This window comes from Mucilaginibacter sediminis (assembly GCF_051903035.1).
GTDB lineage: Bacteria > Bacteroidota > Bacteroidia > Sphingobacteriales > Sphingobacteriaceae > Mucilaginibacter.
In genome coordinates this window covers 4965163-4990072 of sequence record NZ_CP170602.1, presented here as the reverse complement: position 1 = coordinate 4990072, position 24910 = coordinate 4965163, and the positions used below count along the sequence as shown (strand labels likewise).

The following is a 24910-nucleotide window of genomic DNA, read 5'->3' as shown; positions in this document are numbered from 1 at the left end:
GTTTAACTACCTAATTCCAACTGGTTTTTGACTAGTTCATAATAATGCCCTTGGAGGTCGGTCAACTCCTGGTGCGTACCCTCTTCTACGATCCTGCCTTCATGCAGTACAACTATTTTATCGGCATTCCTGACGGTGCTTAAGCGATGGGCGACGACGATCACGGTCCTGTCCTTGAAAAAATGATCGAGTTGGCGGACGATGGCTTTCTCGTTATTGGCGTCGAGGGCATTCGTAGCTTCATCGAAAAACAGGAATTGCGGTTGTTTGTATACCGCGCGCGCGATCAGCAGGCGCTGCCGCTGCCCCTGGCTGATACCGATACCTTCGGCACCCAGCCTGGTATTCAGCCCGTTAGGGAGCGACTCGATGAAGCTTAACAGGTTGGCTATGGAACAGCTTTGGATCAACCTGTCCTGGTCTATATGATCGTCCCCGACGGCGATATTATTGGCGATCGTGTCGTTAAAAATATAGCCATCCTGTAAAACAGCTCCGCATTTGCTCCGCCAGAAAGAATGGCTGATCTGTTTCAGATGGGTGTCCCCGACTTTCAATTCACCATGGTAGAGGTCATATATCCGGAGCAGTATCTTTAGAAGCGTGGTTTTACCGCTGCCGCTGGTGCCAACGATCGCAGTGACCTGTTGTTGCGAAATCTCCAGGTTGATGTTCCTCAGAACGGGTTCGTTACCAGCACCCGGGTAGGAAAATGACAGGTCCTTAAAGTAGAGGGATTTGTCCGCGGGCAGGAGCTGGGAGAATACCTTGTTATCGGGTTCCTCGCTCGACAGCTCATGGATCTCGTTCAGGCGTTCCATGCTTATTTTGGCATCCTGGAGGTTCTGGGAAAGCGAGATGAACTGGCTGACAGGGCTGTTGAGCTGCCCGATAATATACTGGATGGCCAGCATGGTACCTAAGGTGAGCTCACCCTTAACGACCATCTGGGCGACCATGTACGTGATCACGATGTCTTTGGTTTGGGATATGAACAAGCCGCCGGCGGATTGCCATTGGCTGAAATTGAGGCTCCTGAAATTTAAGCGGAAGACATTGGCCTGGATATTTTCCCAGCGCCATCGTTTCTGTTTCTCCGCGTTGTTCAGCCTGATCTCCTGCATCCCCTGGATCAGTTCAAGTGTTGAATTGTTCTCTTTCGAGGAAAGCCGGAAGGTTTCATAGTTTATTTTCCGGCGGATACCCATGAAGATCCTGATCCAGCCGAAATAAGCGAGGTTCCCGACCAGAAATACCAGAAATAGCTGGACGCTGTATAATACCAGTACAGCGGCGTAGACAACGAAGCTGAACAAAGAGAATACGGTGGTCAGTGTTTGGCCGGTCAGGAAGGATTGAACCTGTTTATTGTCTTCCAGGCGTTGCAGGGTGTCACCGGTCTGGTGCAGGTCGAAATATGATAGTGGCAGGCGGGTCAGTTTGATCCAGAAATCTGAGAGGATCGATATGTTGATGACATTGGAGACACGTAATTGTAACCTGCTTCTGATAAAACCGATGACGGTCGTGCTGAAGGTCAGCATAAGCTGGGCGCAGAGAATGACCGTAATGAACGATAAATTATGGGTGTTGATGCCGGTATCGACGATGCTTTGGGTCAGAAAGGGGAATATCAGTTGTAAGATGGAACCGACAATGATCGAAACGGATATGCTGATCAGCTGGGGCCTGGTTTGGCGGAAATATTGAAGAATGATGCCCCAGCCCAGTTTTTGTTGTTCCTCGCCTTCGTTCTTGTAAAAGTCGCTGGTTGGTTCCAGGAGCAGAAGGGTCCCTGTAGCTCCTTTTTCGGCCGATCCGTTCGACAGCCAGAAATGCAGGAATTCCTGTTTGTCATAGGTGACTATGCCTTTTCCGGGATCAGCGATCCGAATTTGTTTTTTGCCCGCGGAGACGAGGACCACAAAATGGTTCTGGTCCCAGTGCAGGATAGCCGGCAGCGGCGCCGCAAGCAGCTTTTCAAAACTGATCTGCAGACCCCTGGTACGGAAGCCGATCCGTTCCGCAGTTTCGCTGATGCCTAAAAGGGAAACGCCCTGTTTGCTGTAACCTGCTTTTTGCCTTAAGGTATCGGCACTGTAATGTTTGCCGTAATATTTAGATACCATCCGGAGGCAGGTCGGCCCACAGTCCATGACATTGAGTTGGCGATAAAAGGTGAAGGCCATGAGATGCGGGACTAGTTTTTAAGCAATTTGTTTAATATTTTTTCGAGGGCGGCCTTATTCGAAGGTCTCGGGGCCTCCGGCGATACCACTTCATTTTTATTGTTGATGATGATGTAGCGCGGTATCGCGGTGATCTCAAAATAGTTCGCGAGGCTTGATTTGAAATCGTCCGGTAGGAGGAAGGAATTCTTCAGACCGAGGGTTTGCGATTTCATTCTCCACTTTGAAGGTTCCCGGTCAAAGGATAGGTACAGGAACTTCACTTTCCCGGCGTATTTCTTTTCCAGTTCCTCGGAGAAAGGGAACTGTTGCAGGCAGGGTACGCACCAGGAGGCCCAGCAATCGATGACCGTCGGCCCTTCACCTACCTGGTCTGATAAGGTCGCTTTGTTCCCGGCGGGGTCGACGAGCTGGCCCGCAAGCACGTCCGCTACTGTTCCCCGCGGCCTTGATTTGTAGTTGAAGTACAGTGAGTCAATATTTTTCCTGTAGACCGATGACGGGTAACGCTCATGGTAAACATTAAGTACGGAATCAAATGAGCTGAAAGGGTGCTTGTGATTGTTAATGAGTAAAGTCGCTAAAAGCCGTTCCTGTATCTGTTTGTTATCGTAATGTTTATTGATCGTCCGGAAAACCCTTCTGAAGGTTTCTTCATCATCCAGCCTGCTGCTGAGCCGCGGACGGTTTTGGTACAACAGCACATAATAATAGGCTTTAAGCGCGAACTCTCTCGAGCGGAAGAATGAACGGGGATCATTGAAATTTATATTGTTCAAACTATCGATATAGCCCCTGGGGTAGTCTTGGAAATCAAGGTCTTTTACGATATTCTGCATCGGTTCGAGCAAATTGCCGACGTAATCGGCTTTGATTTCCATAAAGGCCAGTTGGTGTATGGTCTTCGGAAGTTTGTACTTGCGGGCATAGTAATCCAGGTATTTCAGCCTGGCCTGGTATTGATTGGTAACGGTATCAAAGAACACTTTTACATCGTGCCCGACTTCTTTGAAGCCAATATCTCCACCTGCGAACAAGCCGCCGGTATGGTAGGTCAGCGAGTCGAAAAGTGCGTAAATATTTTTATTGGGGCCCTGGTAGTCAAATTCGTAGAAAAAAGGGCTCATGAATTTCCCATTGAGCTTGTCAGCCCCGCGCGTCCCTGCTTTCGGCATCTTTTTGACCCTGATCGTCAGTTGGTCACCCGGTATAATGAATGATTCGTGTCCAAACCCATCCGCGAACAAACAGATCGAGGTATCCCTGACGGCGAAAACACAGGTTATGGCGTTCGTTATCCCTGTATCGATGGATAGCAGGGGGAAAGCGGGAAGGTGCTCTCCCGGATTGTTGCTCAGTGGCCTGAGCAACTGGAAATATAAGCCCCTTTTTTGGGTTCCGTCGAATTGATAGCTTACCCTGAACCTGGATTGGGACAGGCCCCGGAGCTGAAAGATGAGGCAGAAAATGAACGCGATAATGAATTGGCGCATGAAATTTAAAATAGGATGTTTTGAACTGGCGTACCTGTAAAAACCCGGCGGACCTATGGTCCACCGGGCTGGTCAGGCGCTTAATTAAGCATATTTGCAGGTAGAATCATCACAGCAATCATATTTCTCGCAGATGGAATCCGCCTTATCCTGGCAGGCATCAAGGTCACCGCAGTTAGAAGGCATATCATCTGCGGCTGCGCATGATCCGGTGCCTGTCGAATAAAAATTGCACTGTACATTGTCAGGCGGTTGCACATAACCACCAAATACATTTTTCATTTGATCCCGTGTAAGCAACTCCGACTCCCCTGAAGCCCATAAATTTAATGTTGAATTTCTCATGATTAATAACTCGAATAATGTTAAGAATTGATTGTTTAAGCGCCACGACGTCCGCGGCTTTTTTTAAGGTTTTAAGCATACTTGCAGGCCGCGTCATAGCAGCAATCGTATTTTTCGCAAGCTGCATCGGCCTCGTCCTGACACGAATCCAGGTTTGAGGAATCACTGCAACCGTCGAAGTCATCGAGTACCCCACAGCCGGCAGAAGTTCCGAAATTGCATTTAATGCCGTCATTGGGGGGCTGCACGTAGCCACCTAATACATTTTTCATTTGCTCCCTGGACAGCATTTCCGAACCAGCGTAGGAAAGCGATCCCAGTTCTGACTTTTTCATAAAATAATAAAAATTTAAGTAAATGATGGCCGCCTATTATCAGGCCCGGCGACTTCAAGGCACGATCTTATTGCTTAAGCGTGATAGAAATACCTGAGGTCAGCGATCGAGTAAGCAGGCGGCAGCTGATGGAACCTGGAAAAGGCAGAGTCTTCTCCGGCTGAGGAAATAAAAAATGTCGGGGTCGATTCGATCTTCATCGCCCGGCACCATGCAAACATCCCCGCGATCCTGGCTTCCTGCTGCTGGAGTTCGCCGTTCATGGGATACCTGGCCGCGAATGCCCCGTAATCTTTTTCAGGTGCGAGGTACCAGTCATCAAGGGCTTTCCTGGTCATGGCGGGGTCTTTTCGCTGCGCGATCGCCAGAAGATGTTTTACGGGTGGCTTTTTGTGGTCAAGATCTGAAGTCGTAGCGGTGAAAATAATTTGTACCTGCAGGTTGGGATTGTGTTCAACGAATTCCTCGATGACCTTATGCGCCCTTCCGCAAGGGCCGCAGTATGGATTGCAGACCTTGATTATCTTATAAGGGGCCTCTGGGTTGCCGATCGTAATTCCCAGGCCCCTGGGGTCAGCGATGACCTGTTTTTGCTTTTTCAGCAAGGCCCCGAGGACAAGCTTGTCATTTTTCAGCTTTTGCAGTTCTGTTCTAAAGTATTTTCCTTCTTTGGCCCCTTCAAGCGCCGGCATGATCAATTTCACAGCTAAGAGCGGGAATGCAAAACAAACCAGGATCTTCATGACTAGGGTTAAGTTCAACATGTCCGGGGATATGCTGCCATACCAGTTTTGCGTTGCTACGACAAGGAACTGCATCCCTAAAGTGAACAGGACGCAAAGACACAATATACACCAGTTTTTGGCGATTCGCCATTGATAATAAACCGAAAACAAAATGTAAGGCAGCGCCGCGGTGTTCAGCCAGGCCAAAACGAATAGGACTCTTGGGCTAGTCATCCCTTCGGACAACAGGAGGAGGAGCATTCCGGTGAAATAGGTAAAGCCGATAATGCTCCAGCTAAGTCCCATGACTTTTGAAGCTTTTGACTGCAGGACGGAACTGCAGTTCACCTTTTTTCCGGAGGAGCAAATTTGTTGCAGGATAGGGTTGTGCTGGTCCAGTTCGTATAACAGCAGCAAACCGCCGATGATACCCCCGCAGACCGTCAACAGTGAGAATAAAAAAGGGAAAATGGCGTTCCTGTCCTGCGCCAACGCGATAACCCCGCTGAGCACGACCAATGCAGGAATGGCCAAGGCGGCCAGGAAAGCCCCGGTCTTCTTTTGCCGCTCCTGTTTTATCTTAATCTTATAATCTTTTTCGCCAGCTCCTGCTGAGGCTTCCGCCAGCAATACTACACCTGAGGATCGTTCCAGGAAAAGATCTTTCGGAATAGCTTTCCATTTATGGTTTTCCGGGTCAAAAAAATCCACCTGTGTTTCTTTGACCTCCCTGACCACGGTAAAGAAATCTTCTCCGGTCTGTTTTCCTTTGATCTGGGCGATCAGCGGCACCGGCATCTCTGAAAACCTTTTAGCATCGATCCTAAGCCCGATATTATCTATGCCGATCTGCTTCAGGACGTCGCTGATACTCAGCAGGCTGGGGTAGTCTGGGTGATTTTCAATCTCTATAGCAAGCGTCGTGTTCGAAATATCCACCTTTAGCAAGGTCGCGAATAAATGGGCGATCTCAGGCCCGTTCATTTTAGGCTCTAAAAGCCTGTTCAGCAAATTTATCATCAGAATTCTAATTGAAAGACCAGTGAATAGCTTGCAGGCTAGGTGAAAGGTTAGGTCCTTGAAAAAGTCAAGATGAAATTCAAGAGAGAGCGTGTCGTTCTGGTAAATATAGTTTCATTTGTTTTAAAGTATTAGGTACGTTAATTAACTCCGTAGAGAATAATTTCCTAAAATTATACACATGATTTCCATTAAAGAAATATTATTTGTAACAATTTTGTGTTAATTGTAAAAACATATCAAATATCTATTCTTATTAAGAATTAATTTTCATGTAATTGTGTTTATTTTCTTTGCTTTTTAACTATTATACAAATATGATATAGGAAACAAGCATGCAGTACATTTTGATGGATTCTGGTGTTTAAAAAATGACCTCGGATATCTTTTATTTTTGCATTTCTTTGTCGCTCCGGCTCGGAAGATTACCTTTTTTTCAGGGTGAAATAAAATCTACTGGAATAGGCTTACCCGTGGCGGATAATGTGTTTGTCCACTTTTTCTTTTGTGGTCGGTTTTACCGCATGTCCGTGGTAGCCTCCTCATTTTTAGTAAAATCCCCAATCTCAAGCCGTAAAATATAGGGTTCTGCAAAATTGAGCTTGACTATTGCTGATGATGCTTTTTTCCATTTCTGGTGATCAATGGCTTCGGAATATCTACATTAATAACCTCCGGTTCCCGACTGTCGAACTACCGAGCAATCCTCGGCAGTTCGACGGAGATGGAGTTTGACTCCTGCTTTAAGGGCTTTAATCGAAAGCTTACTTTGTCCACAAGGAAAAACAATGCCATTCGTAAAAGATTTTTATAAGAACGGAATTATACCTTCACCCCTGATGGTTAGATGCTTGTGTACATCTATATTGAAATATTATACCTCATAAGTTTTTCCATCATTGGCAGTTTTAGCATTTTTTGCAACAACTAAAATTCGTTCTAATTCTCCTTCGAGGAATATATTTTTAAGTGTCTGGGAATAGAAAACTTGTCCCGTTTAAATAATATTGTTAGTTGATTTAAGGGAGAGCCGGATTCATCGTGCAATTGAACGTCAATTGCGGTTTCGCCATTGGGGATTTGATAAATTATAATTTGATCGTTATTGATAACCTTTAAAGCTATGTGTTTCTTTTGAACTTGTTATGTCTTCAAGGGCAAAACCGCAACTAAAAAAACTCGAAACTGTTAAATATATAAAACAGACCACTTAAAGAGTCATTCCCGCAGCAATTTTGCTATTGATATTATCAAAATAATTCACGTATGTTACCAGGTTTGGTTCTATCCAGCTTAGTAAATCGTAAATCGTTTGGATTATTCTTTGAACATGAGCAAAATCAATCCTATTATTTAGAAAGCATATCGGTTCGTTGTGGTAAACACGGTTTCTAAACAGCCTAATCTCATTCAGTTTGGTTGCCATAACGCTACGGTTAACAGCGGCTGGCTTTAGCGGAAAACTGTTTAATGGAGCACCACCTACTAATCTGAAATGGTGATTTTCAAACAGGCTGGTCCAAAAACCAAATGTCTGTTCGGCAATTACCTTACCCGAGGTTACTACCGCCCCCTTCGCTATTATGGTATTTTCTGCCTTTTGAACAGAATTTCGCATTTGATACCGGGATGGGGCTAATGAAGGATTACTCATAAACCGGCTTTTCTGATTAACTATCCAGTCAGTATCTGTGAAATAAGCTGAGACTTTCTCGTTGACTGCATTTCTTAGGAAAATCTCAAAAAGGTTTAAAAGCGGGTACGCTTCCTGGGATACCCTAAGGTTTATTATATATAGTTTTTGCGCCTTTGATTTTGAGTTACCACAAGCATTTAAAAACCGGTCTAATCGACTTCGGTTGGCTTTCGCGAGATCCATTTATTGCTCATCGAATGAAATCGACCGAGGTTCATCGTGATTATCTAACCGGAGAAGAGTTGTCCCGTTTAGCTTTAAAACGATTTCCTAAAAAGCTAGGCTTAGTTCGCGATATATTCTTATTTAGCTGCTACACTGGTTTATCCTATGCGGATACTGTAAAGTTGAGCATCGATGATCAGGTTGTGGATAATGGTGAAACCTGGATTCAAACTCATCGTGTTAAAAAGAATAACCGTGTGCGTGTGCCGCTTCTTCCACCGGCCAAAGCTCTTCTAGAACATTACAGGAAACACCCTCGTACGCCAAAAGACAGGCTATTTCCTAATATTAGTAATCAAAAAGCCAATGCTAATCTTAAGGACATTTCAAAACAACTGGGTATTACAAAACGGCTCACTTATCACTGCGCCCGGCATACATTTGCGACAACAGTTACGCTGACTAATGGTGTTCCCATGGAAACCGTCGGACAAATGTTAGGACATAAAAACATTCGCTCTACTCAACATTATGCACGCGTTACCGACACCAAAGTTCATTTAGACATGCAGAAAATTAAGGCAAAATATAGCGGACAAATCTTGTATTTAACAGACTTTCAAAATTGACAATGGTCTATCACATTGTGATACAATCTTATTTTTTGCAAGAATTTTCAATGATATTTTTTGCATTCGGAAACGATTAGGCAGCAAAAAGCCTAAGTCGAATGAAATGTCAAAGCCTGGCACTTTAAATCCTTCTTATTATAACCAACTGAAAATAAAATAAATAATATACAAATAGTGTTACCTTTTTAGATATTTTTGTAACAATTATCGATGTCAATTCACCAACTCATTATGGAACAAATCAGCCACATAAAAAGGGGTAAAGTCTTGTTTCCAACAGATTTCAGGGGAATTGGAACTGATTCAGCTATTAAGATGAGCCTTTCAAGAATAGCCAAACAGGGGCACTTAACAAGGCTGTCCCATGGTATATACTTAAAGCCGGGGCGATTGTCAAAAAAACAGGAAGCCGTTCCGGCACCAGAGTTCATAGCTGATGCTATCGCCGAACGGGAGAATATTAGAATAAGGCCTGCCGGTAATTACGCACTATATCACTTGGGCTTTGAGAGCGATAAGCCGGCTGTTCTGACCTATGTGACCGATGGTGAGCCGAGGAAAATATCTATCAACGACCATACCATTGTGTTTAAGTCAACGACACCCAAAAAGTTAAGTATGAAAGGTCCGATAAGCAGCCTGATCATCCAGGCTTTGGAAGAAGTAGGTAAGGACAAGATTACTACGGAATTGGAAGTCAAAATTAAAAAAGCGCTTCAAAATGAAGATGCAAAAAAGATAATGGATGACATCAAAAAGGCTCCGGCCTGGATTTATAATTTAATGCTAAAACTTAAATAACGAGGGATATGAGATTACAAACAAATCATCAACTTACACTACCTTGGCAGGCTAGTACAAGCAACAATGTAGTAGATGAAACAGATCTTTGGAAAGACCTGCATTCGGTGATCGCGCGCTTTCCAAAAGAAGATCACGAGGTGCTGCCTGGCCTCAAATGGGGGTATTGCTATCAGTTGTACACCCCCGCGTTCTGGAAACTTCAGTATATATTAAATTCATTCTCTGTTGAAAATAACGCCCACCAGATCAGTAGTAGCCTGATCGAAGAAATTTTGCTGTGTATTTTAGGTGGTTATGGCATCCCTTCGGAGATGGGAATGATTGCTTTTAGCAGATTTAAAAATGAAAATTTAATACGCAGGGACGTTTCTTTTACGGAAATATCCAAAGCGTTGACAACGCCATTCCAGTTAAGCGAGAACAGGTTTGTAAAATATCGTTTTGCCAATCAAAAAGCCAAATACATCTATCAATTTTTGAACAGGAGCGATTTAGATGCTTTGGCCGAGCTTGATGATTTGAGCTTGAGAGCCTGGTTAATTACATTAAAAGGGATCGGGCCTAAAACAGCATCCTGGATTACCAGGAACTGGCTGAGAAGCGAGCGGGTTGCTATCCTGGATGTACATATTTTGAGAGCAGGGGTAATCACAGGTTTTTTCAGCCGCAATTTTAATATTGTCACCGAATATTATGACTTGGAGAAAAAATATTTAACATTCTGCCAGTTTCTTGAAGTCAGGCCATCTGATATGGATGCAATTATTTGGAGTTATATGAAAAAGAATAATAAATTAGCACTAAATATTTTATCTTCAATAACTTAAACTTATCTAATATGTCCGGAAGCTCCAGCAGTTACTCATTCGACACCGGTGCCACCCGGCAAAACTGTGCCGATATTGTATTAAAAACGCAGTTAGCATCACCTGATCCTGATGTAATTGAAGATCTCGGTGTTGGTGACATACTAAATATCAAGTTGTCAAGCGCGACTGGGCCGCTACAGGCGGTAACAATGGATGGACTGGTAGCTGGAGCTATTTTATCGTCAAATCCTGCTTTATTAATCAATTGCATTACGGAAGGTTACGAATACCTTGCTAAGGTGTTAAGCATAAATGGTGGGGATTGCCAGGTATCAATCTATTGCGATAATAGATGATAACAATTATAGGTGGCACATATAATGAGCGGTGTTTTCACCCTCATTTTCTGGAAAAATACGGATCAGGCCTTAGAGGTTGCCACGCGATCCGTAATCTTGACGCCGATATTAATATAACTTTTCATACCTACATACCTGATTTTGAAAAATCAAACTTGGAGGTCTTAGGCAATTACCTGAAAATGTCACTTATTACACATAAAAGTGAACAAATCATCGGGTTTTATTATGACCACCCGATGCGAAAACCGATCATTTCGCCTCGACCCGATCTTATTGTTAAAGCCGAAGACTTTAGTGTTGAAGCGGAGCACATCATTTATTATGGGATGATGGAGGGAAATGCACGTGTAAAAGGCAAGAAGGTCGTCTATGACCCGCAGTCGCCGGTCAGGCCCATGCCTTTTAGTGAAACTAAATCAGAAGCAGAAGAACTGGCTATGGTGATTAACCGCCAGGAAGCATTTTTGATTGTAGGAACTTACGATGAAGAAGTTATTAAAAAGCACTTTTTCGAGGAGGAGAAAGTTTCGGTTTTGGTCTTAAAAATGGGGCCTAAAGGTGCTAAAGTTTTTACCGCTGACGGCCATGAGACCATTATTCCTGTATACAAAACGCAATCTGTATGGCCCATAGGTTCAGGAGACGTGTTTGTAGCCATGTTTGGCTACCATTGGATGTCAGCAGGCTTAAGCCCTCATGAAGCCGCAGAAAAGGCGTCTTTTATGACAGCGCTTTATTGCAACTCTCATAATTTCAGGTTCAAACCAGCTAAGGTAGCGGAGTCTATTCAGCCGCTCAAGATCAAAGATTTCCCTAAAGGAAAAGTATATTTAGCTGGGCCATTTTTCGATCTGTCGGAAAAATGGTTGATCAACGAATTATATTATGGTTTAAAAGGACTTGGGCTGAATGTCTTTTCGCCTATGCATGATGTTGGTGAAGGTACTGTGCAGGATGGCGTAGCTCAAAAAGACATTGATGGACTGGAAGAATGCAAGATAGTTTTTGCGGTAGTGGATGGTCTGGATTCTGGAACTTTATTTGAAATTGGATATGCGAAAAAGATGAATATACCTGTCATCGCTTATGTGGAAAGTGAGCCGCCAGCAGCTTTGGTTATGCTGGCGGGTACCATGTGCCTGATTGAATCTGATATGACTACGGCCTTATATAAATGCCTGTGGCTCCTGGCTGAAAAAGAAAATGAGTAAAGCAATTTTATTATCCGGTGGTATTGATTCAGTTGCTTTGGCTTATTGGTTGAGGCCGGAAATCGCCATTACGCTGGATTATGGCCAACAACCTTCTAAAGCTGAGATCAGAGCAAGTAAAGTGGTTGCAAAAGAATTAAATATTACGCATCATATTATTACAGTTGACTGCAGTAGTTTGGGAAGTGGTGATTTATTGAATAAAGAATCTATCAATGCTGCGCCTTCCAGTGAATGGTGGCCTTATCGTAATCAGCTTCTGATTACCCTGGCTTGTATGAAAGCGATAACATTAGGAGTAACTGAATTAATGACGGCTTCTGTGAGGTCAGATGGTTTTCATAAAGATGGCACTGCTGAATTTTATAAGCTCATAAATGATCTGATGGTTTTTCAGGAGGGAAATATTCAAATTACCAGTCCGGCAATTGGTTTTTCATCAGTAGAATTGGTGAAAAAGTCAGGGATACCTAACAGCTTATTGTACTGGGCGCATTCCTGTCATAAGAGCAACGTGCCCTGTAGCAATTGCCGTGGTTGCAATAAATATAGGCAAACTATTTTTGAACTGGAACAGCATGCCTGATATTAATCCAACGCCAAAATCTGCTGAAGATTTCGTTTCGTCGTTCGCTTATCCCATCTCTTATATTGAGCGATTACCGAAACCGTCTCATAATTATGTAAGCGATTTTTTTGAATTAACCAGACTACGCACTTCAGAGAAAAATCTAAGTGACTTATCGGCTTCTCAATTAAGTGATCTGCTTTGGTATGCTGCTAAGGTCATTGATACCCATTATCAGGACAATGGGTATATTTTATCACATAGGCCATCGCCCTCTGCAGGAGCGCGTCACCCCATCGATTTGCTGATCATCAATCCTTCTGAAAATCCAGTTTTTCAGTATTATAACCCTTTTGAACACTCCCTTAATAATCTGAAATTAAATGAAGATTTGTTTACTGATTTTGTTACGCATATCAATGATAATATTCCAGTAGGTAAAGGCACAGTTATCTGGCTTATCGCGCATGTTAACCGGACTTCGGCAAAATATGATAATCCGGCCAGCCTGGTTTGGCGGGATGCCGGCGCGTTATTGCAAATTTTGCAAATGACTGCTACAGCTATGAATTTAGGCAGCTGCCCATTTGGTACACTGGCTGATCCATTTATTAATAAGCTATTTGCTGACGCTGCGATAATTAGTTGTGGTGGAATTATTATTGGTAATAATTTGCAATTGTAATTTGTTCACTTTATATTAGTGTTCACGAATAAGTGAACATCGATAAAAAATGAACATAGAGGAACAAATCATTTATAAGGCTATTCAGGCACTGGAAGAAAAGACCGACCTGAAGGGGCGATGGTTTGCTAAGCTCAAAGATAAAACAATTGATGGTAACCTGGAACTAAAGAATAAGCTGAATAAAAACACGTTCCCGGCAATCGTAAAGAAAGAAATCAAAACTACACACCTGGTAGGCTTTTCAGAAACAAAGGAGACTTTTCCGGATGTTATTATCATAGCTGAAACCATATTCCCTAAAATTCGTGAACAACTACGCAAAATGGGTGTCAACTATATAGACATTCATGGGAACTGCTATATCGCAAAAAACGAATGGGTATATTTAGTTGAGGGTTTTAAAACTGAAGCGCCTGTTAGCGTAAGTAAAGACAGCGCCTTTACAAAAACGGGTTTACTATTAATCTTTCATTTTCTAAATGATGAACGGTATCTGGAAGTAACTTATCGCCAAATGGCGGAAGATTACGGCACCGCCTTAGGAAATATAAACAAAATTATTAATAGTTTAAAAGATCAGGGATACCTGTTAAAACTCAATAAAAAGGAGCTCAAACTTACCAGGAAAAAAGAGTTACTGGATGAGTGGATTCAGGCTTATGAACAAAAACTTAAACCTGCCTTGTTTATAGGAAACTTTCGCCAGCTTAGCGGCGCGGATAAAGATTGGGAAAAGATCCCGCTAAACAACATAGAAACACAATGGGGAGGTGAACCTGCGGCAAATTTGCTTACAGGTTATCTGAAACCCGGAAGATTAATGTTGTATACGCTGGAAACAAAACCACAGTTGATCAAAAAGTATCGTTTGGTACCTGATGAAAAGGGACATTTAGGCATTTACAGGAAATTTTGGAAGTTTAGTATCGCTACCGATACCGTCCCACCTATACTTGTTTATGCCGATCTGATCAATTCAGGTGACCCAAGAAATATTGAAACTGCCAAAATGCTGTATAATGGACTACTTGAAGATTAATTTTGAGGTGTTGCGGAACGGCGAAATGAAGACCACATTCGATGCCTTAGAACGCGCATTTAAAAAGTTCAATATTGATTATTACCTAATAGGCGCGTATGCACGGGATATATGGCTAAACCATTTAGATTACCTACCTGAAAGGCGTGCCACAGTAGATGTAGATTTTTCTGTTTACATCAATGATCAAGAACAATTTGAAGAACTAAAAGAATATTTAGTTTCAACTGAACGATTCTACCGGGATGAAGAACCGTACCGCTTATATTCCAGCGAAAAACACATCGTTGATTTAATACCTTTCGGGGGTATAGAAAAAAACAACGTCGTGTACCTAAATGGTAACCCACCAACTGAATTATCGGTATTTGGAAACACTGAGGTATTAAACCATGCCTCGGTGATACAGCAACCAGATCAGGACTTTAAAGTATGCAATTTACCCGGCTTGTGTGTTCTAAAACTTTTATCCGGGAATGACAAGCCTGAGAGGTTTCCAAAAGATATGGGTGACTTTTACTATATCGCAGAGAATTATTTCGAAATAGCAGGGGATGAATTTTTCAATGGCAATTATGACGACCTGATTGATGAAGAATTCGTGCCGGTATTATCGGCAGCGAAAATGTTAGGACGCCAAATGCGTCCCATTGTAAATGAAAGTAAACAACTTGCAGATAGAATTCAGGCCATTTTAAAAAAACTAAAAGATGGTTTTACAGACATGGAAATCGATGAAATGTATGCGCATAATCAGAAAGACAAAAAAATCTTGAGATATAAATTAATAAGAATTTTAAATTTCGAGTTAACAGCCTAATCACACTTCCATCAATTTAATGTTTTATTGACCCTTTTCATCACTATGGAACCCGGGTGAGCTAACGTTAGCGGTTATCACTTGTTCACACTGCGATATGCGGCATACGCACAAGATAAACAGGCAATCCTGCCAAACTATCTGGCTCTTACAGCCCTTGAATTTTTTCATGGCAGATATGCAGGCGGGTATTGATTATTGCATTAGTGCTGTTGAGTATATAATAAATAGTTATCTATAGTTTATCATCAACGTTGAATAGCACAACGTAAAATTTGTTATCGCCCTGGTCCCTATACTACAAAACTCGAACTCTTTTATACGTGATTTGCACAATGCAGCAGATTTAGAAGATAATTTGTACCCTCCGTTGGATGGCCTAAAATGAACCAAAAATTAAAAAGAGCCAGCCTAGATGCTGGCTCTTTTGCTAGACTTGAACCTGCTGGGCTACTTTAATTTTTACAGCTCGCAACAGTTTAATCATTTTGAAGGCAGTACTATATTACCTCACCCCTCCTAATAGGGCACGCTAAAACATATAGAAAAGCCTTCATCATTTCGGTGTTTTAATTGCCTTTTTTAAAGAATCAGTTTTAGCTCCTTGATGAGAGAGGAGCGTGTCGATCGTCTTACTCCGTTTCAATGAATCAATTTTGAAATCCATCCTGCTTAATTCCTGTTGCTGACCCTTGTTTGGGAATTTGGACGTGTAGACGTAAGTTACGGCTGAAATCAATCCAATAGAAAATAATATCACAACAAACCAATGCATAAACGTCAATGAATCCAATTTCACTCCTTCGGGCCGGGTGATAAACCAAATCATTAGAACAAAGAGGCCTAATCCAAAAGCAAAAAAAAGTGTGTAAGCAACTGCATCCACCATATTAGGCACCTTCGAAAAAATTTGTATTTCGTTTGAAACGAACATTACAAGAGCAGCAAAAATGGAGAGTATCTCGATATGTCGTTTATCTGTTCTTTCAATTTCTTGCTTAACGGTCTTAATGTCCTTTCGGTCAACGTCGATAAGTTGCTGTATTTCAAACATTGCGTTAAACTGATTAAGTTCCGCCTTATAAATCTCAAGTTCCTCTTTCAGTTCCTTATAATTTAGAGGAAGCGAAAATGATGACGAAATAAAACATACCCTGTTTGTACCCGAGCTGTCAGGGAAAGTCACCTTGCAACTATCATAGTTCTTTTGAAAAGGCAGGTAATCTGTTTCTTCACATATCCCAACGTTTTCAATCAGTTTCGTGAGATTTATTTTATACTCGTCTATCAAGCCTCTGATGACATTCAACTGGTAATCTTTCAGTTTAAATTGCTGCGGAATTTCCTTTCTAAGAAATTCTTTAACAATTTTATAATAAGGAAAAAAGTTCCTGTTTTTAAAGTTTTCAGCCCTGTCCGTATATTCGTTAAGTTTGTGGTTCCAGTTAGATAATGTGATTTTTTTTTGATCTAACTCCAGTGAAAATATGTTGTTTTCAAGGTAACAGTAGGATATATCATAGGCTTTCTTATCAAATAAATTAGCGCTTGCTCTCTCTCTTTCATAAAAGGTCTCATAATATTCTTTGAGTTTCTCAAGTTTCTTAATATCTTTTTTAACGTCTTTAAAATACTTAATTAAACAATGATAATTGTCCAAATCAAGTGTGGTAGGTGCCTCTTCAAATTTTATTAGAGCGGCATCTAGTCGTTGGTTGAAATATATCGGATTCATGCCATCATCATAATGACCCTTGATAATATCATTGTATTCTTGAAACTCAGGAATTTCGCTCGGCTCGACCTGTGTATAATTAAAATCAATCGCGTAAAGATAATTTTGCTGCGATTGTTGTAGCCTAAATGAGATTTTATATAACAGAAACCCACACTTTTTCATCAGTATTTCCGACGTAGGCGTAGATGTACTTAGTTCCCGGAGCGACTTCTGAACAAAAAGTAATTTTTTAAAATATGTTTGGTCAAAAGACAAGCTATGATCAATTTGTGCCAAGGTAATATTAAGCTGAAACAATGCCCCCATTTCCTTCGCCGCACTGTTCGTATCCCTGCTATCTTTATTGTCGTTCTTGATCAGATGGAAAATCGTGCTTGTGTTTGGTTTATATACCAAGTGTTTTTCAACAAAATTCAGCAATAGCTTATAACTATTTAGGCTATGCTTTACTGGATGAAAAAAAGAACTTTTAAAAGTTTCCTGGCTTACAGATGTAATTTGTGGGTAACCAAGAATTTCGAAATCAGCCTGATCATTTATATAATCCTCAATAGCGATTAATTTAGTCCGGTAGCCATCTATATCAGTTACATACTCTCCTGCGATAATAGACAAATTTAATTCCTCAAAAAATATATTTGCTGCAGTGTCCAAAATTACCGTGACCGCGACTTCCGCATTAATCACATTTTCTTGTAGAGTTACATCATCATCTGTTACAGTTATGGCAAAGGAATTTATCCAGTTAACTGGTAAAGTATTATGTAGGTCGTTGAAAGCAGTATCTAAATGCCCCATTTAAGAACTACTTTAAAATTTTGGGCTCGATCATAATCATTTGCTTGGGGATTGGCATCGAAAATTTACCGTTGCGTTTAGCCAAAGAAAAGATAGTTTTCCATGATTGCCACCTATGGCTAAGATCAACTAATTTGAAAGCATTATAGTTGATTAGATCATTATTAATTAATTTCATTTTAGCCACAGCTTGCTCAATTAAAAGTCTGGTATTAGCGTCTACAAAAGCATCGGGCTGGTAGTTCGCAACACCCTCCTTGAACGAGACGCTACTCTTGGAAATATCGTAATTAAGAGATTCATGCATGTGGTCCTGTATTTCACTTTCCACATGGCCGTAGGGCATTGCTGCAAAGTTATCAAATACATTAAGCAAACCTGGATTATCGGAGGTTGAACTAACGGCGGTTACGAAAAAAAGCAATTTCGTTACTTTCAAACGCGAAAGGTCGTTATTTTGCCATTGACCATTTTTCTCTGTGTACCATTCACTTAATCTGAAGACGACATAATCAAAGGCTGCTAGCTTGGTTTGTACACTCATAAGTCAGGTTTTAGCAATTCAACAGTAAAGTAACCGTATTGTAAGGGCATTGAGAGATTAAAGTTATAAACAAAACGCAAATATTGTTCATAAACTATAAAGAAATCGAATGGCTAAATTGAGGAAAACGCAACCTTTAAGGTCTTTGGTTCGGCGTTATCGGCGTAAACTGTCCAACATAGTGTATTACCTAGCTCGAAAGCTTCTTTACTGATCGCTATAGATTTAATCATCATCCGCGTTCCCGGCAAAAGAGGCTCGTGCCTTGCGGGCTCGTATTGTTTGGGTTAATTATGGTCACATAAAATGGGCGGTATTTCCCTTGGGTCCCTGTAATCAATACACTTAATCAGACGCTACTTACATGAATATTGTGGATTGGGATTGGATGGTGCGGATGGCCGTTATATTTACGGCCTTTAATGTTGGGGTCTTTCGATACTTGCATGGCTATGATGTTTAATAGCCAAAGGTGGGCGGTGTTGAAATGGAGGAATCTCTAGTAGTGATAAATATCTACTTATTGTCCGTGATGTCAATATTCCATTTCTTATTGACAATAGCATCTGCTCTTTCGTACAGTTCGTCAAAAGTGATGATCTCAACGTCATTTACAGACCTGCGAAACAATTCAAATGAGCTGAATTTATCTTCGTGGATATCTCCATTTTCATTTCTGAATTCGTCCAGCGAACCAATAATAAGGAATGATTTTGGCTTATACAGGTAAACCGGATTTTTCGATTTATAACCATCCTCGTCCGGCATCGATAGCGCCTCGGCAATATTCATCAACGATTTCTGCACCGTCCTTTGTACCTGCGCAATGCCTCCGGCCAATTCATCTGATATAGCCCAGGAACTGGAACGGTACGGTGTTAGGGTGTCTTTAAGTATACTTTTCCGGTGTGTTTTTATTTCACCGAAACACAAAGTTTGAATTAGTCCCGTGGTCTTTAAAAGGGCATCTGTTCTTTTACCATGCCCGGCTACACTATAACCCGCAACGGTTTGTTCCAATTTCCTTCCGGACAAAGGCGCGTTAAATATATAATTGAGGCCAAAACCGAATATCCAGGGGTTGTCCTCAAAAAACTTTTGCCAGACAGATTCCGTCCCTTTACCACTTTCAATCTGCTTGTCAAAATACGCCTTATCGGTGAGTAGCCTATTGAATTCCAATAACTGTTCTTTGCGATGCGACATTTCTAATATTTCAGCGGTATTGATTTTACCGGAAAGTAGTATTTTCTGTACCTTGAGATATTCATCATTTTCACTGCTGACAATATCTATTTCCTTTAGCAGCCGTTGCTTAATAGCCTGATTCCAGTCAACGCCAACACCTATATGCGAGATATAATTTCTAAAATTCCCTAAGAAATGCCTGTGCCACGCCTCTTGCGAAGAAAAGAAATAGCCATCATTAACAGCCTGATCAAGAGAGTATAATATTATAATTCCTCCTTCTTCAACTTTAAAGACGCTTTTGGTTTCATGATTTAAAGTAGAACGTGAAAATCCAATTTTGAAACCGCTGAAATAAGAATAAATTTTTTGCGTCATACCCACATAAAAACCAGCTTCATCAACGTCATCAAAAATTAGAACCTCGAATTCATCGGTTTTTATTAGTTTGTTATCGATCAGTTCATTTAATTCCTGATAGGTATATACTTTGATAACGACATCGTCTGATTGGACGCTTTCCTCAATTACAGATTCAAAGGTTTGCTTCAAAATCTTGGTACCCGAAAAGTATCCGAATGATTTTATATTAAATTCCTTAGCAAAATCTTCAATGATAAACCTGGATAATGTTGTTTTTCCGGTTCCAGCTGGCATGATCAATAAAGCGGAGGTCCTCGAAGAGTCGTAAGCTTTCTTTATCTGTTCCAGCGCACTGGTTTGAAATTCATTTAATTGCATAAGTATTAGGAATGAACGTCAATTTTAATTAAATCAATTGACATTCCTGGCTACACTTTCGATATATATTTTCACTATAGTAAAGCAAACGAGATTATTAACTCCACGATCTTTGCATTTTAAAACACCCTCCAATGCAAGTCTATCCCCCGACGGAAAAAGACCTATTACACTCAGAAAAGCCCTGAAAATATAAGCCAAACTTGGCACTCACATCAGCATGGAAGATGCAGAAATCATGAAAAATTATCATGGCCCATCCAAAATATTTTTGCCTGAACCGTACCAGAATTGCAGGAGCGTGATCAACTCCTCATCCAACTCGGGAATATCTATCTGGTCATGGCCGGTCTCGGTAAAAACCTTCGAGAAATCCTTTAACATCATGGAAGTGACGATCAAGGTATTATTTAAGGTGCTGAACAAGGCATCATAAATACTGCCCGGCTCATCGGCATAACTATTAATTTGGAGCAGGCCAAGTAGTTCTGAATGCGCGTAATTACTATACAGCTTCCACATATCCTCAAACAGAATATTTTTTAGTTCTGAGTGCCTGATCAGCTCCAAAAATCCGAACCGCTTAGCGTATTTGCCGGCCAGTAAATCTTTTTGTTGTTTTTTATCCAAAGCCAGGAAACATGGCATATTTTCCAGTATTCGACGGTACTTATCAATATTCAGCTTTTCGCTGTCATGAAGCGCCTGCCGCTCGGGTGTTTTTCCCTGGGGATCGTTAAGTCCATAGCCCTGACGCTGCATGAGTCCGCTGATCTTGAAAATATAATAATTCATTAATCCCTCTTCGTTCGATGAGGGCATGATAAAGCAATAATAAAAGGTGAGATAGGTTTCCAGTAGGGATCGGTTCAGTAAGTAGACGGAGCCCAGGTCATGATGAATGAGCTCGTCAGCCTGATCAACGGGACTACCATAAAGATCAATAATTGAACCCAGGTTCAATCGGAACTTGATACCCATCGCCTCGTAATATTCATACCATATCTGTGGCAAAACCACTTGCTGTGCTACAAGTTGGCCGATTAACGCTTCAAAGCCATTATATAACCGCCGAAGGTCATTAAGGGCATCAGCGATATCCCTTGTTTCGATTTGACGCTTAATGCGCGTCAGCACCCGGACAGTTTTTTCATTTTCCATAGTACAAATAAAAATAACTATTACGCAGTCTATGTGCGCAGTTGATTATTGACGGCAATTTAGTGCCTTCCTGCGAAAATCCCTTAATGATGCTTGGACACACTTATTTTTCTATAGTAGAGTAATCGACATTTTTCGCTTGCCGATGCGTGCATATCAAAACGCCCTACAATGCAAGTCTATCTCCCCAACGAAAAAAAAACCGTCACACCCGCAGAAGCTCGGAAAATATTGGCCAAACACGGCACTGATCTGAGCATTGAAGATGCTAAAATCATGTTGGAATTGCTGTATAAATTGAGTAAGTTGTCAGTAAGCCAGGTCATTAAACGCGCTTTGCAGCGCCGGAATAAGCACCTGGCGAAAAACAACCAGGTAAATACGGCCTCCCATTGCCACGCATAAGGAACTGCCGTTACGTAATTTTCTGAAATGCCCCAAATGTAACCGTTTGCTGACCGGCAGTGCGTCTAAAGGCCGGAATAATAACTATAAGGTCTATTATCATTGCACCTCGTCCTGCGGCGTTCGTTTCCGTGCAGCCGATGTGAATAATGCCTTTGTGGAGGAATTTATGCAATATGTGCCGAAGAAAGGTTACGACGAATTGTTGGTAGAAACGATCACCGACTGCTACACTAATCAAACCCGTTCGGTGCGGGAAGAACGTAAAGATTTGATCGCGGAAATCAATTTACAGACAAAACGGATCGATAATTCCAGGGAGCAATTTCTGTATGATGAACTAGATGCGGCGGAGTTCAGGAAGATCAAAGAGGAATGTAATGAAAGGATCACACGGACGAAGGCGCTATAAGCGAATTGAATACCCAGAATGCCGTTTGGGTCGATATTCGCACCATTGCCGTAGACGCAATCGAGTGTTTGAAGCAAATCGACCAATTGTATGAAAGTGCTGGCTCAGAAGGACAAAGATACTTTAGTAGGGATGCTTTTCCGCAAAAATTAGAGTACTCAGGAGGGGTACATCGAACCGCTGACATGAACAAAGCCGGCGAGTTGATTTACCTGAAAAACAAGAAGTTACAGGCAAAAAAATGGGGCAAAAATCTCTTTTAAAGACCTTGCCCCATAAGGGGTGACCTATGGTACTCTAACCACTAAAAAAAATTGAACAGCATTTTTTCCAAAGTTCAGTTCGCCCGGCAGCGAGATACTTCCGATATTTCAAAGCAGTTTAAAGCAAGTTATGTTTTGGTTATACTCCTGAGACTGGGTTAGAAACAGATTTTAACAGGTTGGCTACTTCGATTTCCAAATCCGTTCGATATCCTGAATGATCGAACAATACATGCCATCAATCAGGGATAACTGAACATTATCCTGAGGAGCCCATTGCTGATTTGACAGAAACAAACATCAATGATTTTGTTAAATAATTATAATCGTTATGCCCAAGCACAGGGTATGAGTTAAAGCATAATTTGGTAACAACAGGCACTAATTCCTTAAACCCATCATTAACTGTATATCCAAGTGAATACAGAAAACTGTTGTAATTACTTTTGGCAACCTTTAATGTTTTTGGGTGAAAAAAACTTAATATGCAAATTCCAGTTTATTTTTAATATGCTTGCTTTCTTCCGTTCTGCTGCTGGAATCTGTCATGATTTCGTGTTCTTTATCTTTCTGTAAAAGCTTGTACCATGCTACCGCCGGTATCATGCCATTGGAATGTAATTCCAGCCTGAAAACAATTTTTTCGGGAGGCTTCCGGTAATTGTTAAGATACTGGCTTAATACTGCGGGTTTAATATCGATCTCGGCGGCAAAGTCTTTATCTTTCTTATCTTGCCTGTTCACATATTCACTTAGGAAATAACTAAAATTCAGAACATCCTGATATTGATTACTGCTGATATAATCTTCCAATTGAAATTTTAACTGCAATAATTTATCATATATCTGCTGCTGATGTGTCCTGTTCGCGAATTTTTTTCGGCGCTCCTGAAAAAACTCTTTCTCTTCCTTTCTTTCTTTTTCAGTGGCGGGAGCTTTTGATGGAAATACAAAAGATTCGGCAAGTTCTTTATTACTGAATTTAGAGAAATCCGTTAATTCATGCTTTTTATTATTCCTGGTCTTCATAATATTTCTTAATTAGAGATAAAGAATTAGCGCCGTCTGTTACTAAAAATAGTTTTGTGGACTCAAATCCATAAATATCCCGATAATGGTCCTTCAAATCAGTCTTAGGCTTAAGACAAACGTAACCGCCATATTGGGCTTTAAATGATTGCCTACAGGCAAAGGCGATCATACAGCCTGCAATTCTTTGGTATTGCTTTTTATCACCCACATTTTCCAAAGACGATGCCAACAGCCTAATTTCTATTGCAATATCATCTGGCCGGTCTGCTAATGATATTAATCCTAAAGGCTCGTCAATGCCTGCCGCTGTTAACTTATAAACTTCATAGCTTTTTTCTTTGTTCCAATTAAAATCAAATCGTTTCGTTTTATTGATTTGAGCAATTTCTTTGGCATCCAGTTTACTAATAGTAGCTTGAAGTTTCTGACCCGTCTCGGCATGTATTACATACATAATTCAAATATATAAAAAAGTTTACAATTTATGTAAACTTTTATTATTAATCTGTTTGTTTTCCATATCTATTTCTGGCATTAGATCTACAAAATCCGATCTATAAAATCCTGCAAAATTGAATTATTCTGCGCGGTCACCACATGCAGGCTATCCACAAAACCTTAATTAAACGATAAAACGCACATTTTGAATTAAGGAATAGATTTTTCGTAGCGCCTACTGCCCCACACTGCCGAACTGCCGAGGAATTCTCGGTAGTTCGGCAGGAGATGATGTTTGGTTTTTGCTTTAAGGACTTTAATTGTAAATTATGTAATTTTGTTTCGTAATGCTTGATAAAGCCTCTTTTTAGCGATAAAAACGTAATCAAGTTTAAGAATTAAGGCCCCGGCAATCCCGGGGCTTTATTGTTTTCCATCCCAGCTTTCTTCATTCATTAAGCCACTAATTCATTTAGCTTTTGCAGATTAGGCATTTTGATCATAAGCTTTTTCTTAAGATCGCTCATGTCAGTACTGATTTTTTGGGCTACTATTTTGGCATAGATCTGTGTTGTCTTAATTGATTTATGCCCTAACATGGCGCTAACTGTTTCAATAGGAACACCATTAGCCAGCGTAACTGTTGTGGCAAAAGTATGCCTGGCGGTATGTGTGGTCAGATTTTTATTGATACCGCAGATATCGGCAACTTCCTTTAAATAGGCATGTACTTTTTGTCCTAAAGACATTTCCGCACGCTTGCCATCAACAGTAAGGCGAATAAAAATTGGTGCTTTGCCATCGGTGGTCAACCTGGATTTCTCCAACATAACTAATAATGATACCCTTTCATTGATTTTCATACTCAATAATTTTTAATGAATGATTTTAATCATTCTTCCCTCAAATCGCTGATTAATAGCGTATTGCAAAGGGTCGAGGGTAACAAATTTCGGCACTTTCAGTGTTACCCGAAATGGTACCCTACAAGGCTGTAAATAATTGATTTTTTTGATATGCTTTTTTGTGAGAAACCGCTTAAAAAGGGCTTTAAACGCAGAAAAGCCTTACTTTTCAGTAAGGCTTTTAAGTTTTTAGCGGAATGGACGGGACTCGAACCCGCGACCTCCTGCGTGACAGGCAGGCATTCTAACCAGCTGAACTACCACTCCGTTTGGGTCTGCAAATATACGCACCATTTTGGTTTACACAAGTGGTTTTTTAAAAAACCTTGCTTTAATCTCTTTTATTAGCGGCCTCAACTGTTTTTCAATGTTAACCTCGGTCTT

Annotated in this window: 25 protein-coding genes and 1 tRNA gene; 12 read left to right on the top strand and 14 right to left on the bottom strand. The window is 41.1% G+C overall.

Annotated elements, in window-relative coordinates; translation table 11 throughout:
* Nucleotides 1-2: 2 nt before the first annotated feature.
* The 6 genes from ACFGVS_RS20505 to ACFGVS_RS20480 form a co-directional block, all read right to left on the bottom strand.
* On the bottom strand, nt 3-2189 hold the full coding sequence (locus ACFGVS_RS20505; RefSeq protein ID WP_439695390.1) for a peptidase domain-containing ABC transporter: 2187 nt from the start codon (nt 2187-2189) through the stop codon (nt 3-5).
* Nucleotides 2190-2200: 11 nt separating this feature from the next.
* Complete coding sequence (locus ACFGVS_RS20500; RefSeq protein ID WP_439695389.1) at nt 2201-3316, bottom strand: TlpA family protein disulfide reductase; 1116 nt, start codon at nt 3314-3316, stop codon at nt 2201-2203.
* Between the two features lie 450 nt (nt 3317-3766).
* Entirely contained in the window at nt 3767-4027 is a 261-nt protein-coding gene (locus ACFGVS_RS20495) for a hypothetical protein (RefSeq protein ID WP_143065487.1), read from the bottom strand.
* Nucleotides 4028-4098: 71 nt separating this feature from the next.
* Nucleotides 4099-4362 (bottom strand): hypothetical protein, encoded by a 264-nt coding sequence (locus tag ACFGVS_RS20490; RefSeq protein WP_090651418.1) that lies wholly within the window; start codon nt 4360-4362, stop codon nt 4099-4101.
* A gap of 74 nt (nt 4363-4436) precedes the next feature.
* On the bottom strand, nt 4437-6107 hold the full coding sequence (locus tag ACFGVS_RS20485) for a vitamin K epoxide reductase family protein (RefSeq protein WP_439695388.1): 1671 nt from the start codon (nt 6105-6107) through the stop codon (nt 4437-4439).
* Nucleotides 6108-7317: 1210 nt separating this feature from the next.
* Nucleotides 7318-7725, bottom strand: a complete 408-nt coding sequence (locus ACFGVS_RS20480; protein WP_439695387.1) for a hypothetical protein — start codon at nt 7723-7725, stop codon at nt 7318-7320.
* 275 nt (nt 7726-8000) lie between these two features.
* Here ACFGVS_RS20480 and ACFGVS_RS20475 point away from each other — a divergent pair, with 275 nt between their 5' ends.
* The 9 genes from ACFGVS_RS20475 to ACFGVS_RS20435 all read left to right on the top strand — a co-directional run bounded on the left by ACFGVS_RS20475 (nt 8001) and on the right by ACFGVS_RS20435 (nt 14901).
* The gene (locus tag ACFGVS_RS20475; RefSeq protein ID WP_439695386.1) at nt 8001-8597 is read left to right on the top strand and encodes a site-specific integrase; all 597 of its coding nucleotides are present in this window, start codon (nt 8001-8003) and stop codon (nt 8595-8597) included.
* A 234-nt stretch (nt 8598-8831) separates the two neighbouring features.
* On the top strand, nt 8832-9401 hold the full coding sequence (locus ACFGVS_RS20470) for a DUF6088 family protein (protein ID WP_439695385.1): 570 nt from the start codon (nt 8832-8834) through the stop codon (nt 9399-9401).
* Nucleotides 9402-9409: 8 nt separating this feature from the next.
* Complete coding sequence (locus tag ACFGVS_RS20465) at nt 9410-10231, top strand: 8-oxoguanine DNA glycosylase (RefSeq protein WP_439695384.1); 822 nt, start codon at nt 9410-9412, stop codon at nt 10229-10231.
* A gap of 11 nt (nt 10232-10242) precedes the next feature.
* Complete coding sequence (locus ACFGVS_RS20460; protein ID WP_439695383.1) at nt 10243-10569, top strand: hypothetical protein; 327 nt, start codon at nt 10243-10245, stop codon at nt 10567-10569.
* The gene (locus ACFGVS_RS20455; protein ID WP_439695382.1) at nt 10566-11786 is read left to right on the top strand and encodes a PfkB family carbohydrate kinase; all 1221 of its coding nucleotides are present in this window, start codon (nt 10566-10568) and stop codon (nt 11784-11786) included. The genes ACFGVS_RS20460 and ACFGVS_RS20455 overlap by 4 nt, the downstream gene beginning before the upstream one ends.
* On the top strand, nt 11779-12372 hold the full coding sequence (locus ACFGVS_RS20450) for a 7-cyano-7-deazaguanine synthase (protein ID WP_439695381.1): 594 nt from the start codon (nt 11779-11781) through the stop codon (nt 12370-12372). The genes ACFGVS_RS20455 and ACFGVS_RS20450 overlap by 8 nt, the downstream gene beginning before the upstream one ends.
* A complete protein-coding gene (locus ACFGVS_RS20445; protein WP_439695380.1) occupies nt 12365-13039 on the top strand; it encodes a nitroreductase family protein in 675 nt (224 codons plus the stop codon). Before ACFGVS_RS20450 ends, ACFGVS_RS20445 begins: the two co-directional genes overlap by 8 nt.
* Before the next feature lie 49 nt (nt 13040-13088).
* Entirely contained in the window at nt 13089-14081 is a 993-nt protein-coding gene (locus ACFGVS_RS20440) for a type IV toxin-antitoxin system AbiEi family antitoxin (protein ID WP_439695379.1), read from the top strand.
* Nucleotides 14062-14901, top strand: a complete 840-nt coding sequence (locus tag ACFGVS_RS20435; protein ID WP_439695378.1) for a nucleotidyl transferase AbiEii/AbiGii toxin family protein — start codon at nt 14062-14064, stop codon at nt 14899-14901. The genes ACFGVS_RS20440 and ACFGVS_RS20435 overlap by 20 nt, the downstream gene beginning before the upstream one ends.
* Before the next feature lie 556 nt (nt 14902-15457).
* Here the strand turns inward: ACFGVS_RS20435 and ACFGVS_RS20430 are convergent.
* The 4 genes from ACFGVS_RS20430 to ACFGVS_RS20415 form a co-directional block, all read right to left on the bottom strand.
* Nucleotides 15458-17437: a hypothetical protein gene (locus tag ACFGVS_RS20430; protein ID WP_439695377.1), complete on the bottom strand. Its 1980-nt coding sequence runs from the start codon at nt 17435-17437 to the stop codon at nt 15458-15460.
* A gap of 7 nt (nt 17438-17444) precedes the next feature.
* Nucleotides 17445-17981, bottom strand: a complete 537-nt coding sequence (locus ACFGVS_RS20425) for a type II toxin-antitoxin system antitoxin SocA domain-containing protein (protein ID WP_439695376.1) — start codon at nt 17979-17981, stop codon at nt 17445-17447.
* 516 nt (nt 17982-18497) lie between these two features.
* On the bottom strand, nt 18498-19910 hold the full coding sequence (locus ACFGVS_RS20420; protein WP_439695375.1) for a Shedu anti-phage system protein SduA domain-containing protein: 1413 nt from the start codon (nt 19908-19910) through the stop codon (nt 18498-18500).
* A gap of 249 nt (nt 19911-20159) precedes the next feature.
* Nucleotides 20160-21071: a hypothetical protein gene (locus ACFGVS_RS20415; RefSeq protein ID WP_439695374.1), complete on the bottom strand. Its 912-nt coding sequence runs from the start codon at nt 21069-21071 to the stop codon at nt 20160-20162.
* 171 nt (nt 21072-21242) lie between these two features.
* On the opposite strand from ACFGVS_RS20415, the gene ACFGVS_RS20410 reads away from it, so the two are divergent.
* Genes ACFGVS_RS20410 through ACFGVS_RS20400 form a run of 3 tightly spaced genes read left to right on the top strand, consistent with a single transcriptional unit; the run spans nt 21243 to nt 22151 of the window.
* On the top strand, nt 21243-21476 hold the full coding sequence (locus ACFGVS_RS20410; protein ID WP_439695373.1) for a hypothetical protein: 234 nt from the start codon (nt 21243-21245) through the stop codon (nt 21474-21476).
* Nucleotides 21451-21888, top strand: coding sequence for a zinc ribbon domain-containing protein (locus ACFGVS_RS20405; protein WP_439699256.1), 438 nt, complete (start codon nt 21451-21453; stop codon nt 21886-21888). Before ACFGVS_RS20410 ends, ACFGVS_RS20405 begins: the two co-directional genes overlap by 26 nt.
* A gap of 5 nt (nt 21889-21893) precedes the next feature.
* Nucleotides 21894-22151, top strand: coding sequence for a hypothetical protein (locus ACFGVS_RS20400; RefSeq protein WP_439695372.1), 258 nt, complete (start codon nt 21894-21896; stop codon nt 22149-22151).
* 480 nt (nt 22152-22631) lie between these two features.
* Here ACFGVS_RS20400 and ACFGVS_RS20395 read toward each other — a convergent pair whose 3' ends face one another.
* From ACFGVS_RS20395 to ACFGVS_RS20380, 4 genes are all read right to left on the bottom strand, one after another.
* Nucleotides 22632-23180, bottom strand: coding sequence for a hypothetical protein (locus ACFGVS_RS20395; RefSeq protein ID WP_439695371.1), 549 nt, complete (start codon nt 23178-23180; stop codon nt 22632-22634).
* Nucleotides 23164-23637 (bottom strand): hypothetical protein, encoded by a 474-nt coding sequence (locus ACFGVS_RS20390; RefSeq protein WP_439695370.1) that lies wholly within the window; start codon nt 23635-23637, stop codon nt 23164-23166. Before ACFGVS_RS20390 ends, ACFGVS_RS20395 begins: the two co-directional genes overlap by 17 nt.
* A 439-nt stretch (nt 23638-24076) precedes the next feature.
* Entirely contained in the window at nt 24077-24484 is a 408-nt protein-coding gene (locus ACFGVS_RS20385) for a tyrosine-type recombinase/integrase (RefSeq protein ID WP_439695369.1), read from the bottom strand.
* 235 nt (nt 24485-24719) lie between these two features.
* Nucleotides 24720-24793: transfer RNA gene (locus ACFGVS_RS20380), tRNA-Asp, on the bottom strand.
* Nucleotides 24794-24910: the final 117 nt, after the last annotated feature.

Excerpts from the sequence above, each read along its gene's own strand:
- ACFGVS_RS20505 (WP_439695390.1), bottom strand. The coding sequence starts at position 2,189 with ATGGCCTTCACCTTTTATCGCCAACTCAATGTCATGGACTGTGGGCCG.
- ACFGVS_RS20500 (WP_439695389.1), bottom strand. The coding sequence starts at position 3,316 with ATGAGCCCTTTTTTCTACGAATTTGACTACCAGGGCCCCAATAAAAAT.
- ACFGVS_RS20495 (WP_143065487.1), bottom strand. The coding sequence starts at position 4,027 with ATGAGAAATTCAACATTAAATTTATGGGCTTCAGGGGAGTCGGAGTTG.
- ACFGVS_RS20490 (WP_090651418.1), bottom strand. The coding sequence starts at position 4,362 with ATGAAAAAGTCAGAACTGGGATCGCTTTCCTACGCTGGTTCGGAAATG.
- ACFGVS_RS20485 (WP_439695388.1), bottom strand. The coding sequence starts at position 6,107 with ATGATAAATTTGCTGAACAGGCTTTTAGAGCCTAAAATGAACGGGCCT.
- ACFGVS_RS20480 (WP_439695387.1), bottom strand. The coding sequence starts at position 7,725 with ATGCGAAATTCTGTTCAAAAGGCAGAAAATACCATAATAGCGAAGGGG.
- ACFGVS_RS20475 (WP_439695386.1), top strand. The coding sequence starts at position 8,001 with ATGAAATCGACCGAGGTTCATCGTGATTATCTAACCGGAGAAGAGTTG.
- ACFGVS_RS20470 (WP_439695385.1), top strand. The coding sequence starts at position 8,832 with ATGGAACAAATCAGCCACATAAAAAGGGGTAAAGTCTTGTTTCCAACA.
- ACFGVS_RS20465 (WP_439695384.1), top strand. The coding sequence starts at position 9,410 with ATGAGATTACAAACAAATCATCAACTTACACTACCTTGGCAGGCTAGT.
- ACFGVS_RS20460 (WP_439695383.1), top strand. The coding sequence starts at position 10,243 with ATGTCCGGAAGCTCCAGCAGTTACTCATTCGACACCGGTGCCACCCGG.
- ACFGVS_RS20455 (WP_439695382.1), top strand. The coding sequence starts at position 10,566 with ATGATAACAATTATAGGTGGCACATATAATGAGCGGTGTTTTCACCCT.
- ACFGVS_RS20450 (WP_439695381.1), top strand. The coding sequence starts at position 11,779 with ATGAGTAAAGCAATTTTATTATCCGGTGGTATTGATTCAGTTGCTTTG.
- ACFGVS_RS20445 (WP_439695380.1), top strand. The coding sequence starts at position 12,365 with ATGCCTGATATTAATCCAACGCCAAAATCTGCTGAAGATTTCGTTTCG.
- ACFGVS_RS20440 (WP_439695379.1), top strand. The coding sequence starts at position 13,089 with ATGAACATAGAGGAACAAATCATTTATAAGGCTATTCAGGCACTGGAA.
- ACFGVS_RS20435 (WP_439695378.1), top strand. The coding sequence starts at position 14,062 with ATGGACTACTTGAAGATTAATTTTGAGGTGTTGCGGAACGGCGAAATG.
- ACFGVS_RS20430 (WP_439695377.1), bottom strand. The coding sequence starts at position 17,437 with ATGGGGCATTTAGATACTGCTTTCAACGACCTACATAATACTTTACCA.
- ACFGVS_RS20425 (WP_439695376.1), bottom strand. The coding sequence starts at position 17,981 with ATGAGTGTACAAACCAAGCTAGCAGCCTTTGATTATGTCGTCTTCAGA.
- ACFGVS_RS20420 (WP_439695375.1), bottom strand. The coding sequence starts at position 19,910 with ATGCAATTAAATGAATTTCAAACCAGTGCGCTGGAACAGATAAAGAAA.
- ACFGVS_RS20415 (WP_439695374.1), bottom strand. The coding sequence starts at position 21,071 with ATGGAAAATGAAAAAACTGTCCGGGTGCTGACGCGCATTAAGCGTCAA.
- ACFGVS_RS20410 (WP_439695373.1), top strand. The coding sequence starts at position 21,243 with ATGCAAGTCTATCTCCCCAACGAAAAAAAAACCGTCACACCCGCAGAA.
- ACFGVS_RS20395 (WP_439695371.1), bottom strand. The coding sequence starts at position 23,180 with ATGAAGACCAGGAATAATAAAAAGCATGAATTAACGGATTTCTCTAAA.
- ACFGVS_RS20390 (WP_439695370.1), bottom strand. The coding sequence starts at position 23,637 with ATGTATGTAATACATGCCGAGACGGGTCAGAAACTTCAAGCTACTATT.
- ACFGVS_RS20385 (WP_439695369.1), bottom strand. The coding sequence starts at position 24,484 with ATGAAAATCAATGAAAGGGTATCATTATTAGTTATGTTGGAGAAATCC.